This is a genomic window from Chitinophaga nivalis (assembly GCF_025989125.1).
GTDB classification, from domain to species: Bacteria; Bacteroidota; Bacteroidia; order Chitinophagales; family Chitinophagaceae; genus Chitinophaga; species Chitinophaga nivalis.
Genome location: NZ_JAPDNR010000001.1, coordinates 7,198,372 through 7,214,422 on the forward strand (window position 1 = coordinate 7,198,372; position 16,051 = coordinate 7,214,422).

The window sequence follows — 16,051 nt, forward strand, 5'->3', positions numbered from 1 at the left end:
GGCATTGCAGTCTGGTACTGATGCGCAGGCGTCAGGTACCGTAATGATTATTGTTTAATGAATTTCGTCACATTTACTTCTTTCACACCATTTTTTACCCGGATGATGTAAATACCCGGTGATAAGGTAGAAATATTCAGTTGTGAATTCGTAGCGTTCACTTCACGATACAATACCACATTGCCCTTTAGATCCACGATACGCACATCTGATTTGCCTTTGTAGCCTGTCAGGTTAAGGTTCAGTACATCCGTAGCCGGATTCGGGAATACCACTACTTTCTGCGCATCGTCGGTAGCAATATCGGCGCCACGGCTGGCGGTACCCAATTGTACCCGCAATGTATAGCAGGAGGTAGCACTGTTAGCCCCACCGTAACCATATACCTGTGCATAGTAGGTACCCGGAGTAACCGTTCTGCTGATCGTTTCACTGGTAGTGCTGGCCGCCTGTGAAATAGCCACCTGTGTACCTGCGCTGTTCAGCAGTTTCAGGTCGTAATCGCCCGGCAGTGTACCCAAAGTAATCGTAATCGTACCACCGTTGGTGATCACGAATTTATAGTTATCAATATCACCACTAGGGCTGATGAGACCTGTAACATCGGTATTAAACGGAATGGTAGCTGCTCCTGTTATGGTGCCGTTGGTCGCATTATCCAATGGGTTGGAACAACCAGTAGAAACGGTGGTGAACTGTGCAGCAGTAAAGGAACTATTACCATCTGAACAGGTGGTTCTTACTCTCCAGTCGTATAAAGTACCAGATATTAATCCTGTTAAAGTAACACTTGTGGCAGTCGTTCCGGACACGGCAACGGTCCAGGTAGTAGCTGCATTATCTTTATAAGACACATCATAACCCACGGCGCCACTTACGGCTGTCCAGCTAACAGTGGCTCCGGTGGCTGTTACCGCGGAACTGTTTAAACCGGTTGGTGCAGCACAGGTGGAGGAGGATACCGTTGTAAACTGCTCAGCTGAATAAGCACTGCTGCCACTCGCACAATTGGTTCTTATTCTGTAATCATAGGTAGCCCCGGATGTAAGACCGGTTAAGCCTACACTGGTAGCGGTAGTACCTGTTGCAGCATTGATCCAGGTAGCAGCTGAACTGAGTTTATAGTCTACATCATAGGATACGGCGCCACTTACGGCTGTCCATCCTATGGTAGCAGTATTAATAGTAATCGCTGTAGCCGCTAATCCTGCCGGAGAAGCACAGGAGGAGCCGGATGTAATGGTAAAGTTGGCATTGGAAATATCAAAGAAAATATTACCTACGGCTTCTACTTTTATTCTGGCTGTAGTGGTGGGCGTATTGGGAATGGTTACCACCTCGCTGCCATCATTTGGTGTGCTGGCCACTAATGTATTAAAGGTATTACCCCCATCTGTAGAGAGGGATATTTTTACATTGGCAGTACTAACAGGTGAGGCGGTGGTATTCGCCACACTCCAGGTAATGGTTTGTGCTGAATTCCCAGCCCATGATACGGCGGTGTTGGGAGCTGTCACGGCAAAAGGCCCTGAGGAGTTGGTGACAGTTATGGTGGCATCCGCAAAATTGGTTTGTCCAACACTTACCGGCGGGGTAGCACTGAAAGGCGCATTATCCCTTACTGTTAGCCGGAATTTTAAGGTTCTTGATACGGAACTTAATGCTTCTGTATTAGCACTGGCATCACCGCCTGGTAACGGACCAGATACTAAACCACCGGCGAGAATAGTCGCGAGTTTAGGGAAGTATCTGGTTGGTGAGGTAACAGGGAGATAGGATATCCAGTTAGGTCCGGAAGCTTTGGTAGCACTGGCCACACTGGAACCTCCTGTTTGTCCGGAGCTAGCATTATCATTTTGTTCCCAGCTATATGTCAGTACATCACCGGCATTGGCATCCGTAGCAGAACCCGTCAATGCAAACGGGGTGCTGATCGGAATTGTAAAATTACCGCCGGCATTCACCACTGGAGTGGCGTTAGTGCCGGAAATATTTGTCGTTACCGCGCAGGCTTTATTGGCCAGATTCGCCTGAATCTGTGCAATGGAAGCAGCATGGTAAGCGGCAATAGAATGCGGTGCGATATCCTGGCTGGTAATACCGGCATAACCCATAATGGTAATACCGGAACCTGGTTCCACATTCACACCGGTACCTTCATTGCTATGGGAAAAAGTATGGTTAGCTCCCAGCTGATGCCCTACTTCATGTACCACATAATCAATATCGAAGTTATCTCCCTGAGGAACATTATCGCCCGGAGAAGTAAAACCACTTCCTTTTTGATTGTCACAAACACAACCGATGCAACCGGCATTACCGCCGCCACCGGAGGCGCCAAACAGGTGACCAATGTCATAGTTAGCAGCGCCAATAACAGAATTCAAGGTACTCTGCAACTCGCCGTTCCATGATCCGCCAGCACCTGTACTCCCCGGAGAATAAGGATCTGTGGACGGGTTATAATAAAATACATTGGTCGTAGCACTGATCAGGTTCAGGTGGAGTGCCAGGTCTCTTTCATAAATACCATTGCTACGGGTAAGCGTCGCGTTGACCGCTGTGAGCACCAACGAAACCTGGGAGGCGCTGGTTGCCCCGAAATAATTGGAGTATTCTGCCGTAACAGATTGCGCCAGCCGTAATGTTTTCAGATCGCCGGTGTTTCTTCCGGTAATGTTAGGTACCTGCGCGCTGATACTGGCTGACAATTTCTGCTCTGGTGTAGAACACTTCCAGGGTAAAGCCTTCGGTTGTTTTTTGAATACGGTATAAACCGTGTGGTCTGCAGAATAGGGTTCAATAAACTCGCTTTCTTTTCCGGCACGAAGGATCATGGTTTGAATCCCTTGCGGAGAAATGCTCAGTTTTAAGGTAGCCTCCTTATCTGTAATACCTTTTCCGGAAAACGCCCTGATTTCCGGGAACCGTGCTTGTAATGCAGGCTCGAAATTGGAAGCTTCCCTGATTTCGAATTGTTCAATCTGTCCGTCTGCGTTAGGCAAAGAGATGATGGTTGGGTTTGCGGCAGTACGACTTACCGCTTTAAATACTTCATTCCGTAACGGAGTGAGATTCAAATCAAACAATTTAAACTCAGTCGGAAATGCCAGTCTGGCTACGGCTTTATCGGTAGTAATCCTACCGGCATCAGTGTGCGGCCGCCAATAATCCTGCGCAAACGACGTTGCGCTGCACAACAAAGCTGTTGCGAAGAGTAAAACTTTTCTCATTTTGAAACACAGATTTTGGTTAATAAAAAACTAAATCTAGCTCAACTCTCTGCGGTCTGAACTGCACCGCCCTGCGACACCAGGGCGTACAAACGCCCCATCATCGTTCATCAGATTAATAAGACATCCGAACTAATTAAAAACAAACGCGTTGCATCGTTCACGTTACGGTTGATATAAAATAAAAAAAGCGGCATCATTTAGCAGCGGAATTGTCTCCTCCCCCATAAAACATATTATTTTAATAGGCACTGACAATATTTACTCAAATACTACATAATTCACTTTATCTATGCCGGTATTCCCAGTGGCCGGATCGTAGGCGTAAACAGTCAACTCATAGTCTCCCCTTGTGGTAATAGGAAAGTTACCTTCAAAAAGATTGGTTGCTATCAGACTAAGCTCCACTTCTCTTATATATTGCCCATCTTTTTTCAGGATGCCCTTTACTTCTATCTTATCGGCATTCCAGATCCCCCCTTTCTGTATAACGCAACCACACATCATCACCATATTCGCCTGTACTGCGAATGGTTTGCCGGCAATGGTGTGCAGGGGTATATATTGATGGGTACGTGGCGTTAATATATCAATGATAAAACCCGGAATTTCGAGGATGATACCATCACCCAGGATATGCTTGCCCGGAATCAGCCAAAGCTCCGTACTGACCTTCGTCTGAGCCTGGCGATTATTCAATGGTGCATAAACAGTAATACTTACTGCGGTAGGTTCAGCTATGTCAATATTAGCTTCGAACTTTGCCGTCTGGTCGTCACAAATACTACCCCCACGACTCAACGGCGTTTGCATGATCAGCTGCGTATTGCCCGTGGTGCCGGCTGTTTTACCTTCTGCCAGGATCTGGTTATTCAGGTTGTTGCGTATTATAATATAGGCGCCACCCAATGAACTGCCCACAAACTTACCATCTCTGGCCTTCGCCCGGATAATAACCTTTGTTTCTTTGGCATAGCTTCCTAGGCCGCTTACCAGCAGCAGCAAAATGAACAACTGTTTCATGTTTTATTTATTTAGCAGATGTGCGTTTAAGATATTCCTGTTTAAATCGTTGGTGAAAGGACGTTTTCTCCAGATTGCTGTCTACTTTATCCAGGTAACTGAATATACCCAGATCATCCTCCAGAATCTGCAGGATGGCGGCCTCACAACTTGCCCAGATTTGCTCCAGCATCGGCAAGCTCTTAGTGGCCTTCGTAGTCAGGGAAACCAGTTGTTTCCTTTTATCCGTTTTATCAGTGGACAGTCTTACGTAACCACGTTCACTCATTTTCGTTACTGTAATAAAAACCGACGTGTGTGCATAACCAATCCTTTCCGCAATATTGGCGATAGACAGGTGATCATGTTCCTTTAATAACATGAAGATCAGGTACCAGTTCGGCTCTACGTCGAGGTCTATCTCTTTATATAGCTTTTTGACGTTATGGGCAATATGATCGCTGATTCTTTTCAACCGGGAATCAAATGCTTTATATCCGAGCTGTTTTATCAGGTCGATTTCCATGGGTTTGCAGCTTTTATGACCCCAATATACAAAATATATAGTCAACTATATAGTTGACTATATATTTTAATTAAAGCGCCACTCTTTTCGTCTACAGCAGCCTTTCTGAAAGGCTGTCGCTATAGCTTCCAGACTAAAATAATCTGCCAGGCAGCACTGCTTCTTAAAAAAAACTATACTATTCATGAATAACTTTCCACCGCAGCCCGGTAACATTCCCGGATCATCATCCGTTAAAACAGACAAACCACTTATATGAAAGCTAACATTTACCTAATTCTATTCTTACTGACCGGCATTGTATTGACATCATGCAAAAAAGACAAAATCGCCTATCAGAACGATTTCAACAAGAGCTTTGATGCCTGGATCAACTTCAAAGCATCAGCAGGCAACGCTTATCGTTATGGCATACAGTCCTCCTCCTGGACAGGCCATAGTTCAGTAACCACTATTACCGTAAAAGGAGGTAAGATCGTACAACGTTCCTATATCGCTAAAGGTATTCATCCCACAACCAAAGAGATAGTGATCCTGGCTGAATGGAAAGAAGAGGGCAGCCAACTGGGTACGCATGATGCGGGGTACCCCCTTCGTACCTTAGATGAGATATACCAGGAAGCGAAAGACAACTGGTTGCAGAAAAGAGATAATGCGGACACCTACTTTGAAGCAAAAAACAATGGAATGATATCCAGCTGTGGATATGTTGAAAATAATTGTGCAGATGATTGTTTCATGGGGATCAGTATCAGTTTTATTGAGAAGATTTAGTGTAAACAATGTGTCTGAATAATATTTTCTCTCTGCTTTTGGGCTGCTGCCAAACGTATGATAAGCAATGAGCAGCCATTGCCCTGTTCATAAAAACATTATCAGAAATCAATGGGACATTAAGTCCGCTCAACTTTAGTTCATGAAGTGCAAAGTTCGCTATCATGGCGGGGTTTTCACTTCATGAATCTTCACTATTCCCACACTACAAGTCACCCCGCTTGTTTAATATATTATTCCTAATCTCTACTATTTCAGCTGCGTACCTGGGGAAAAACAACCCATTTTTTAATTGATTGTTTTCGTAACTTAAATTAGTTAACCTGATTGTTTGTTTAAACCCTATCACCTATGATATCAAGACTTCCCAGCCGGAAGACCCGTTCGGCTACACAGCAAAATTCCACACAGCAAAGTCCCTTTTTCGCATCAGAAGGAACAACAGCGACAGATATCGAAAAGCCATTTTTCACCCCAAAAGACACTGCCCCTATCCAGGCAAAACCGAATCCATCAAAGGTTTCGGATACGCCTGCAGTAAAAGAAAATAATACCGGACAGCCGGCACCCACCAAAAAAAGAACAAATAAAGAGACAAACGATACCTTGGAAGCCCCTCAAGGCGGTGACATAAAGAAACAAAAAGCAGATGGAGATCTAGCAGAAATTACCCTAACGCCTTTCTACGAGGAGTCTACATCTGAGACTGGCGCCAAATTCTGGTCAAAGCAAGCTGCTGAACTAAAGAAAGACGAAAAAACGTTATCTGATATTGACAATGAAAAAATTGCGCTAATACTATTGATTTATAAGAAGGGAGTTTTTAATGCATTTGGAGAAGGAGAAAACACCAACTACATTCGTAGCCAAAACAACACAGTCCTCAAAATTAATTTCGAGATCAAAGGCAATAAAAATAAGCTCTCTTCGGATGACAATGCAGCAGGAAAATTACCTGATATTTATCGGGATATCACTCCCAAAGAATTTATAGAGATTGTTAAGGTATTGGAAAAACGTCATATTCCCGCAAAATTAGAACGTAAACCTTTTGAAGGGGACTATATCGAATCACAACGGAATGTTTCAAAGCTATTAATGGAACAAATAAAGACTAAGCAATGGCCAGCCCCTATAAATAAACATAAGATAGTGGAATTTATACACGAAGGCAATTATGCTCCCGTAAACATTCATTTTCCGGCATTAAAAGCGTATATAAGTCAACACAAAGAAAAGAACTCAGCTGGAGCTTTAACTTATTCCTCCGTTACAAAATTCCTGATGGCTCGGTTAATTAACATTTACAACGCCGACGTGGATGTTAAAGATAAGCAACCATTACTTGCTGAAAAAAGTAGCTTTGGCTTTCAAGTCCCTACTTTAGGAGATCTGGGAGAGAGTTTAACAATCCGATTAAGCCCTGGTATAGATATAGCAATTGTAAAGCCACTAATGGATTCATTGAATAAATTAATAGACGAATTAAAGGAGCTATTAGACAATAAAGAAACACGTCATTTCAACTACGACAGTAAAAAAGAAGGGAAGAGCTTGCGAAAATACTGGGGGCAAGATGCAAAAAATAAATGGCAATCTTATACAAAAGAAAAAACGATCCTGGAGCATCTATTATTTACCTTGATGGAGAAAGGAAGTAAAAAAGTTTCTATGTTAACCAGAATTATGTATAGACATCCCGATAATATAATTGCGCTTTCAAAAATGAGTGCTTCATTGTTGGACCTTAGTAAAGCGATAGTAAATATGCATAATATTACATCTGTGGAAAAGGGAATTACATCAAGTCTGCAAGCACCTTGGCTATCAACAAAAGAGGCAAGAAAGGAGATTGATCAGAATATCAATTCAGATGAAGTTACAACACAAAGACTATCAATATTAAAAGAGATAGCAAAAAAAATTGAAGAAAAAACGGAAAAAGAAGAATGGGAAGACGATGTAAGTGATAGTGACAGCGAATTCGAAAAAAGTGAGAAATACGGTAACAAATTGATTGTTCCTTCTGGAATGGCTACTATTCACCAGCTTCTTAATCCTTTTGAACCACAAATTTCGGCTTCACCTGTTAATAGTAAAAAAACGGAACCAAAGATTGATTTAGCACCTGACACATATTATGAATTCCTGAACCATTACAAGAATAAAAAATTCATTATTCCTGGTTTTGACACAAAGGATAATTATCTGGTCGACTTGAATCCCAATATTACAACTCCATCAAAAGATGCAAAAAACACCCAAAAAGATGATGAAAAAAAAGTAGTAAATGATCAGGTTTTCACCATCATCGAAGATTTAAAAAAACGAAATGTAAAAGTATGGATAGTAGACATCACGTCCTCTTCACTCCCCGAACTTAATTATTTATACAATCAATGGGACAATGAAAAAAATGTAGAATTATTAATAGAAATAGCGTCGGGTCTAAAAAATCAGCAACACGGTTTGAACATGAATCCGTATGGCACGATACATTGGGTTTATAGAAACAAGAACGATCAAAAAAAGTTCGAAGCACTAAAAACTTTCTTTTCTTTACAAAAAAACCAACCGATAAATAAAAGAAGCATCGTCTCAAATGAAATCAGGCGCTATTTCAAAAAATTAGGTGGCATTTCCTGGAAAAATATGCTGGCGGCCGGAGAAAATGAAAAAGAACCAAAGCAGGAATAACGCATGGATTAAATATTTGCTATTAATAACGCTAAATAACTGATATCAAGACAGAGAATAAGTATTTGGGTACAATGGCTATTACTTAATCCAACAAGAGAAAATTTTGTGTGGTTAAGTAGTAGCCCCCCTCAAAACTTCAACGACTTCGTCAGATTAAACCATATCCTTTTAAATATAGACTGGTCTTCCGTGATGATCTCCGCATCCGCCAGTATACCCGGTTTCAGCTTGATAACGGAGTCCTGGTCGGTTCTGGTCAGCACCACCCGGGAAAAGAACAGACTATCCCGAACCGGAATATCTGATATATAATCTATGCTCCCTTTTAAATAGCCATATTCCTGAAATGGATAGCTACGTACTTTGATCAGTACCCGTTGCGCTCTTTTTACTTTGGAGGAAGCTGCTTGCGGAATCAGTATTTCGCCATAGTAATCTTCTTTGCCGGCGTTGATATAAAACAGGAGGTCCCCTGTTTTTACCAACTGATTTTCCTGTAAGAAGTCGCCATATACCAGATATCCCTTAGAAGATGCGGTAATCACATACTGCTTTTTCCAGTTCTCCGCCTCACTGATGAGGGTATTCAGCGACTGATAAAACTTCTTTTCTTCTTCTATCATCTGGTTATTGATCTCTGTCAGTTCCTTGTCTTTAGCCAGCAGGCTGCTCTGGTTGCCGATAATGGTATTCTCCATCTGCGGGATGGCCTGCCGCTTGATCAGCAAAGTCGCTTGTTTCCGCTGTAGTTCCAGTGGGCTGATGATCCGCTTTTCTGCCAGCAGTCTATACTTTTCATATTCTGCTTCTGCCAGGGCCAGTTCACTTTTCTGCAGTTCATAGATCTGTTGGATGCGGCGATTCTGGTCGTTGACGTTGGTCACCTCATGCTGTACAAAGGCTTTTCTTTTCTGCAGGATACCTTCTTTGTTGACCGCTCTGTAGTTCAGATAGGCCGTATAAAAATTCTGGTAGTTACCTTGTAGTTCACCGAGGTCCAGTTCAGTGGGAGAAACCAGGTGCTCCAGCTCCTGCGGGGAAGTACCGTTGTTCCGGATGGCTTTCAACCGGTTCAATATATCGATGACCCTTGCATGGTCTGCGGTACTTTCGAGGTAGGCGATGTCCGTGTTCTTTTCCACCCACTGCCCTTCTTTGGCCAATATCTTCACCAGGTTACCGCTTACCCGGCTCACCAGTGCCTTTGGGGCACTGCTGGTATTAAATTTCATAGATACGGGTACCATCTCCGGATACCGGATGAATACAGAAAGACTGATGAGCAGCAGAATGGTCAGCAGTACCAGGGAGATCCCTCTTTTCATCAGCCAGGAGGGCGGCCTGGCAATGATTTCCTGCAGGTCTTCCGAATGTATGTCGTCTTCCAGATAAGTTTTCTTTGCCATGATCTTAATTTCCCAGTTCCAACTGATTTCTTACCAACTCAAAATATTTTCCTCTTTTTGCCGTCAGCTCAGCATGTGTGCCCTGCTCCACCACGGCACCTTTTTCCAGTACGATGATATTATCTGCATGCTTCACGGTGCTGAGCCGGTGTGCCACTACAATCACCGTGCGTTTATTGAAAAAGCGATCCAGTTTTTCTACGATGGCCTTTTCATTATTGGCATCCAGTGAATTGGTGGCTTCATCCAGGAATAAGAAGGCAGGATCTTTATAAACAGCGCGGGCTATCATCAGCCGTTGCTTTTGCCCCTGGCTGATGCCCTTACCTGCTGTTCCGATCTTGGTAGCCAGCCCGAAAGGTTCATTGGCAATAAAGTCTTCCATATTGGCGATTTGCACGGCGTTCTGTATGTTATTCTCGTCCGGAAATTCATCGTTGATGGCGATATTGCGCTCGATGGTATCCGCATACACATAACTTTCCTGCAGCACCGAACCGCAGCTGTCGCGCCAAAGGCCGAAATCGATTTGGTCCAGCCGCTTGCCCCCCACCAGGATCTCCCCTTCTTCCGGGTTGTAATAACGTAACAGCAGTTTCAGGATGGTCGTTTTACCGCTGCCGCTGGCGCCTACAATGGCGGTCGTTTTACCGGTGGGGAAAGTCAGGTTCAGGCGGGTAAAAACAGGCTCGTTACCGGCCCCGTAGTACCGGAAGGTAAGGTTACGCAGTTCGATGGTTTTATCTTCCGGTAACCGGGTCAGGTAGTCTTTCCGGATATCTATCTCTTCTTCGGTTTCATAGATTTCGTTCAGGCGTTCCAGGCTGATCTTAGCATCCTGATAGGATTGCATGAATCCCAGCAGGGACTCCACCGGATTGCTGACCATACCCACGATATACTGAACCGCCATCATCCCACCGAGGGTGATCTCTCCATCGATGACCGACTTGGCCGATATATAGGTAATCAAAATGCTCTTGGCCTGGTTGATCGCCATGGATCCTACTGACTGATACTGAGACAGCGCCAGGCTTTGCACCCGGAATTTGAACAGTTTGGCCTGCAACATCTCCCAACCCCATCTCTTTTGTTTCTGGGCATTGTTTAGTTTGATGTCCTGCATACTCTGTATCATCTCTACCATGTACGTCTGGTTCTCGGAAGATATTTTAAATCGCTTATGATCCAGCTCCCGCCGGTATTTCATAAATGCCAGTATCCACAGTGTATACAATACCGTTGCTACAAAGAAGACCAGGAAAATGGTTTTATTGTAGATAATAAGCAAACTCCCAAAGATCACCATATTCACCAGCGAGAACAGGGTATTGAGGGTGCTACCTGTCAGGAAGGATTCGATCCGTTGCTGATCGGCCATACGTTGCATGATATCGCCGTGTGTCTTGAGGTCGAAGAAACTCATCGGCAGTTTCATGATCTTGATCAGCAGGTCTGTCAGGATAGAGATATTGACCCGGGTACTGATATGGAGCATGATCCAGGACCGGATGAAGGATACGGCCGTACTACCAATAAAGAGCATCAGCTGGGCAATCAATATCAGATTGATAAAACTGATATTTTTCGTATTGATACCAATGTCCACCACCGATTGGGCCAGGAACGGTGCGATGAGGGATAAAACGGTACCCAGCACCATTCCCATTATCAACTGGATGAACAGGCGCCGGTATTTGTAGAAATAGGTAAATACCTTACTCCATCCCAAAGCCAATGTAGGTTCCTCCTCCTCGATCTGATAGAAGTCCGGTCCGGGGCTTAGTAACAGACATAATCCGGCCTGTTGTTCTCCGGTAGAAAACCAATGTTTGCTGAATTCCCTCTCTTCATAGGAGACTAATCCACTGGCAGGATCGGAGATATAGTATTTGTCTTTTCGGATCTTGTACAACACCACAAAGTGTTTCTGATCCCAATGTAAAATACAGGGTAGCTCTACCTGGTTAAGTTGTGCCAGGGTCAGGCGCACCCCGTAGGAGCGGAATCCCAGTTTTTCAGCGGCCTCCGAGATACCCAGCAGGTTGACGCCATTTCGGGTTGTCTGGCATAGCTTGCGTATCTTATGAATGGATACGAGTTGTCCGTAATATTTGAAGATAATACGCAGACAGGTGGCGCCGCAGTCCATCATGTCCATTTGCTTGTAATGCGGGAAACGTTTCAGCATGTATAAAGTTGTCTCTCTTCAGGTCTATTCTGTTGCCAATGATGTGGGTATTGTTACTTCCGGGAATCGTACTGTAGATCTACGGCTGCTGAATGGTGTATTTACGGAGTATTTTTTCCAGCTGCTCCATCTCTATATCCTTTTCAACAATAATATTATCCGCTGTACGTAACAATAAATATCTCGGTACGCCGATGAGGTGTATTTTCTGCGTCAGTTTTCTGCCCTCCTGCTCATCCAGCCAGTAATTGGGATAGTTAAACGGCTTTTGTTGCAGGTGTTTTTCCCAATCAGCTTTCCGGCTGGAGATCGCTATACCTGCAATGGCGTAGGATTTATGATGCTGTGCTTTAATAGCTAATCTATTTAAGACAGGGTGCTGCTGAATACAGGGACCACACCAGGTAGCCCAGATATCAATCAGCAGATAGGGATATTGTGCAGCCAGTACTTTAAATGCAGTACTACCTGGTATTGTTTCAAAGTTCAATTGAGGGAAAATGCCATCGTCCAGTCTGATACGATTCGCTGTTACATAATCAGCATATTGCTTCATCAGCTCCGCAAGTATGGCGGGAGAAAACCGGCTGGTATCCAGGTGATCGATGGCTGCTTTTATGCTATCGCTGATAAGATAGGCAGACGGCCTGAATAGGCTCTGTAATCTTTGCAAAGCGATGTAGCTGCTGTTATATTTTTTTATGAGTGTCAGTTCATGGAGGTATTTTTCTACGCTGATACTGTCCATGCCTGGTATCGTCAGATATGGGTTTTTCATTTTTTCGGTGTAGGTATTTTCTATATCTCTGAAAAGACCTTCTACCTGATTTTCCATTCCGCCTTCCACCATGAATGCTCCCGACGTAACGTTGAGATGAAGGGAAACAACATTGGTATCAATAATAAAATATCTTTTGATGGAAGTGGATGGATCATTGCTCAGATCTTTATATTCCAGTATGGCTGACGCTGGGTTTGCATTGTCAAATCCGGCTGTTACTGTCTGCGAGAAACAGCCAGCTGCATCAACGGACAGTTGAAAAGTATCACGGTCTGTACGGTATGTCAATACGAATTTTTGGGTATTGGGATAAGGTTTCAGGCAACCTTTTATGGTAACATTCTTTTTTTCCGATCCGGCTTTCTGCCCGTAAGATACAATGGCGACACAGGAAAAAATCAGCAAAACAGCACATTTCAACAGTTCTTTTGTCATACTCATTTTTTTGTAGCCATCAATTTTTCATACAGTCTCTTACCATAAAAACTTTTTTTGATAGCCTCGGGCAATTCATTGTAATAATGAATATACCTGTCGTAAGTTAGATCCGGCGCACTTTGCAGTATATAGGTCATTTCATAGGTGCCCTTATAGGTGACCGATGCCTGATAATAAAGATCCGACAGGGATTTATTCACCGTTTCCCACTCTTCTTTATAGACATTCTTTTGATACCCGGATTCACTGTTGGCTATCAGCTCCTGTAGTTCTCTTTGTTTTTTTCCCAGCGCGCCTTGCTTTTGTGCCAGCGTCACCCATAGATTATGAAAAAAAGAGGTAGTGACTACCTTCACATCATAACCTACTTTATTATTTGCTAATTTTTCCTGGAAGAAAGTACAGACATACTTACTGCTGTCGATAAGAATTTTTGTACCCATTTTTTTAGATAGAACGATCGAGGCAACAGCTGGTGTGGCTACCTCTCCTTCAAACTTAAAATGCCCGTCTTTGATAATAGTCGTATAGCACTGACGGGAGTTCAGCAATTCCATCGTGATCGTATCTCCGTCTTTAAAGCTATAGGGGTGGACATCTCCCAACAGTTTATTATCAAATTCCCCCTCAACGCAATAATGATATTGGGAGAAAGAAAAATATGGCAGCAACAACAGCAACCAGGTACCCATCAAACGAATATATTGCTTCATACGCTATTATTTTCTAAACCTGAATGAGTTTTAACCAGCTGTAATCCCTGGTTAAAACTCATTCAGCATGTTATTTGATCACTTAGTTAGACGATGCAAACACAGATGACCAGCTGGCACAACCCGATGCATTATCACAGGCAGTCTTACAGCCGTCTGAACATAATTCCTGGGTATTGGCACTGGAGGAAATCGGGAAATCAACACTCGTTCCGGAAGTTGTTTTCAATGTACAGGAGCAGGAATGTGCCATTTCATCACTACCATCCAAACAATCCATGACACCGTCCATTTCTTTAGATATGGGGATACAGGTACCATTCCTACATGCGAATTCGTTCGGTGCGCACCAGCTACCACCTGTTACATTTTTCAGGTTTTCTCTGGACAGTTGTTGAATGCCTAATGTACCTAAATCTTTCAGCGAAATTTTTTTCATAATTGTGAAATTGAGATGAATACCTGATGTCCGCTCACTCCGGGGCATCTTGAGAGGGCCTTTGACAGGGAGCCTTCTGTTTGCCCAAGATCGTTTGCAACCGGTCCTGGCTATTTTTCTAGAAAAAGTTCCTGAGTTCATTTACCCGATAGCTATCCGGCAATTCTCTGCCGTTGATGTATATCGTTGGGGTAGCCCTGATCTTCATATCGTTGCACCAGTCGCGCATCGCGAATATTTTTTCCTGTTGTTCCTGCAGTTCTCCGTTCATCGGATATTTTTGTGCGAAGGCTTCATAGTCTTTATGGGGAGCCAAGTACCAGTCATCCAGTGCCAGCTGTACCTTTTCATGGCCATATTTTTGTTGTATCGCCAGCAGGTGTGCTACGGGGGGCGTTCTTTTATCGGTATCCTCTCCGGTGGCGGTAAATATGATACGTATCCTTACATCCGGGTTTGTTTTGATGATATGTTCCAATTCCGGATGTACTTTAGAACACGGACCACAATAAGGGTTGCATACCTTAATAATCTCGTGGGTAGCCTGCGGGTTGCCGACTACGATACCCAGGTGATCGACCGGAATAGTAACCCGGTCGCTTTTATCCAGTAACGCCTGAAATATCTCGGGGTTATAGCGCAGCTTTTTCCATCTCTTTTCATAACTTTTCCCATCACGGGCATCCTTGAGTTGCGGTATGGCCATATTGGTCAGCAGCAAAAAGAAAAGGCCTGTAAACAGGATCGCCGCCATCGTATATGGAGCGATAGCGGTGATGAATGCAGGTGTGCCCGGCAAACAGCCCACTGCCATCAGTGCATTCACAGCTAATACCGCCTGTACAGCCAGGCAAAGCGGACACCATTGCCTGACTACCTTCCACTGATAATAGATGGAAAATAAAATATAGGGAGCCACCAACAGCGACAGCACAGACCACATCAGCATAAAGCTGGTGTTAGCAGGAAAAAGTACCTGTGTAGTGAAAAAAGTAGCAAAGAATGTAAATCCCCATACGGACCAGCTGATCCCCATCAGCGATGCTTTTGAAGAGGACAGCACCGCATTGCAGCTCAGCTTTTTGCTTTTGCCGCCGCATACTTCCTTAATAAAGGGATTGTGTGCATCTATCTCGTTCCAAATCAGCAATGATGAAACAACCAGTCCCAGGAAAGCCGACAGCAGATATCCCAATCCGTACCAGGTTTGCATGCCAACAGGCTGAGACAGGATATAACCACCCGCCAGCAATATGGCAGCCAATACCAGGAATACCGGCACGCGCTTCGTCAACATATGATTCCGTTGCTTTTTGCTGTTTTCAACAAAATGGGCTTCGTCCCTGGGTGCAGTAGTATCCAGCAACAGGATGATGTGCTTATCTATCTGCTCAAAATCTGCCACCGGAATACTTATAGGCTTTTCCGTAATCGGATCCAGGTATTCAATATGCTCCGCTGTTGTACTGGTTACGAGGGTAAAGCAGGCGATGGGCCAACCTTCCTGTTGTATGGAACAAATAAAAGGCGTTTCAAATGCATCATAACTATGCACTCCTTTTTCTATGGCGCCGGATTCAATACCATATTCAAAAAGCGTATCCTTGATGGCAAGCAGGGAAGGATATTCTACGTGGCGCTGCAGGGTTTCAGACAATCCGGTATGGGTAACATTAACCTGCAGTTTTTTTAATAAATAATGACAAGTCTTAAAAAGATCATTCTCTTTTTTACTGGCAAATAACGTGGCTATCGACATAATTACAGCTATGAACAGGTGACGGTCTTAAAGATATACGAAACTTTTAAAATTCAAATATTTTTATCTATGTAGATAAAATGAGCAAG

11 protein-coding genes are annotated in these 16,051 nt (G+C 43.7%); 2 read left to right on the forward strand and 9 right to left on the reverse strand.

The features are described from left to right. Positions 1-47: 47 nt before the first annotated feature. From OL444_RS26335 to OL444_RS26345, 3 genes are all read right to left on the reverse strand, one after another. Positions 48-3,233 (reverse strand): reprolysin-like metallopeptidase, encoded by a 3,186-nt coding sequence (locus tag OL444_RS26335; RefSeq protein WP_264728532.1) that lies wholly within the window; start codon positions 3,231-3,233, stop codon positions 48-50. Positions 3,234-3,494: 261 nt separating this feature from the next. Continuing rightward, entirely contained in the window at positions 3,495-4,256 is a 762-nt protein-coding gene (locus OL444_RS26340; RefSeq protein ID WP_264728530.1) for a hypothetical protein, read from the reverse strand. Positions 4,257-4,263: 7 nt separating this feature from the next. After that, the gene (locus tag OL444_RS26345; RefSeq protein WP_264728529.1) at positions 4,264-4,761 is read right to left on the reverse strand and encodes a MarR family winged helix-turn-helix transcriptional regulator; all 498 of its coding nucleotides are present in this window, start codon (positions 4,759-4,761) and stop codon (positions 4,264-4,266) included. Positions 4,762-5,016: 255 nt separating this feature from the next. Between OL444_RS26345 and OL444_RS26350 the strand changes: the two genes are divergently transcribed. Next, on the forward strand, positions 5,017-5,535 hold the full coding sequence (locus OL444_RS26350) for a hypothetical protein (protein WP_264728527.1): 519 nt from the start codon (positions 5,017-5,019) through the stop codon (positions 5,533-5,535). A 351-nt stretch (positions 5,536-5,886) separates the two neighbouring features. Beyond that, on the forward strand, positions 5,887-8,232 hold the full coding sequence (locus OL444_RS26355; protein ID WP_264728525.1) for a BAR domain-containing protein: 2,346 nt from the start codon (positions 5,887-5,889) through the stop codon (positions 8,230-8,232). Between the two features lie 131 nt (positions 8,233-8,363). Here the strand turns inward: OL444_RS26355 and OL444_RS26360 are convergent, their stop codons facing one another. From OL444_RS26360 to OL444_RS26385, 6 genes are all read right to left on the reverse strand, one after another. Continuing rightward, entirely contained in the window at positions 8,364-9,641 is a 1,278-nt protein-coding gene (locus tag OL444_RS26360) for an HlyD family secretion protein (protein ID WP_264728523.1), read from the reverse strand. A 4-nt stretch (positions 9,642-9,645) separates the two neighbouring features. Next, positions 9,646-11,832 carry a peptidase domain-containing ABC transporter gene (locus OL444_RS26365; protein WP_264728521.1) on the reverse strand — a complete coding sequence of 729 codons (2,187 nt, stop codon included), beginning with the start codon at positions 11,830-11,832 and terminating at the stop codon, positions 9,646-9,648. A gap of 79 nt (positions 11,833-11,911) precedes the next feature. After that, complete coding sequence (locus OL444_RS26370; protein WP_264728519.1) at positions 11,912-13,048, reverse strand: TlpA family protein disulfide reductase; 1,137 nt, start codon at positions 13,046-13,048, stop codon at positions 11,912-11,914. 2 nt (positions 13,049-13,050) lie between these two features. After that, positions 13,051-13,764: a DUF4369 domain-containing protein gene (locus OL444_RS26375; RefSeq protein WP_264728517.1), complete on the reverse strand. Its 714-nt coding sequence runs from the start codon at positions 13,762-13,764 to the stop codon at positions 13,051-13,053. Positions 13,765-13,846: 82 nt separating this feature from the next. After that, a complete protein-coding gene (locus tag OL444_RS26380) occupies positions 13,847-14,203 on the reverse strand; it encodes a low-density lipoprotein receptor class A repeat-containing protein (protein WP_264728514.1) in 357 nt (118 codons plus the stop codon). 118 nt (positions 14,204-14,321) lie between these two features. Further along, positions 14,322-15,962 (reverse strand): vitamin K epoxide reductase family protein, encoded by a 1,641-nt coding sequence (locus OL444_RS26385; RefSeq protein WP_264728512.1) that lies wholly within the window; start codon positions 15,960-15,962, stop codon positions 14,322-14,324. Positions 15,963-16,051: the final 89 nt, after the last annotated feature.

Coding starts and splice junctions, on each gene's coding strand:
- OL444_RS26335 (WP_264728532.1), bottom strand. CDS start 3,233: ATGAGAAAAGTTTTACTCTTCGCAACAGCTTTGTTGTGCAGCGCAACG.
- OL444_RS26340 (WP_264728530.1), bottom strand. CDS start 4,256: ATGAAACAGTTGTTCATTTTGCTGCTGCTGGTAAGCGGCCTAGGAAGC.
- OL444_RS26345 (WP_264728529.1), bottom strand. CDS start 4,761: ATGGAAATCGACCTGATAAAACAGCTCGGATATAAAGCATTTGATTCC.
- OL444_RS26350 (WP_264728527.1), top strand. CDS start 5,017: ATGAAAGCTAACATTTACCTAATTCTATTCTTACTGACCGGCATTGTA.
- OL444_RS26355 (WP_264728525.1), top strand. CDS start 5,887: ATGATATCAAGACTTCCCAGCCGGAAGACCCGTTCGGCTACACAGCAA.
- OL444_RS26360 (WP_264728523.1), bottom strand. CDS start 9,641: ATGGCAAAGAAAACTTATCTGGAAGACGACATACATTCGGAAGACCTG.
- OL444_RS26365 (WP_264728521.1), bottom strand. CDS start 11,832: ATGCTGAAACGTTTCCCGCATTACAAGCAAATGGACATGATGGACTGC.
- OL444_RS26370 (WP_264728519.1), bottom strand. CDS start 13,048: ATGACAAAAGAACTGTTGAAATGTGCTGTTTTGCTGATTTTTTCCTGT.
- OL444_RS26375 (WP_264728517.1), bottom strand. CDS start 13,764: ATGAAGCAATATATTCGTTTGATGGGTACCTGGTTGCTGTTGTTGCTG.
- OL444_RS26380 (WP_264728514.1), bottom strand. CDS start 14,203: ATGAAAAAAATTTCGCTGAAAGATTTAGGTACATTAGGCATTCAACAA.
- OL444_RS26385 (WP_264728512.1), bottom strand. CDS start 15,962: ATGTCGATAGCCACGTTATTTGCCAGTAAAAAAGAGAATGATCTTTTT.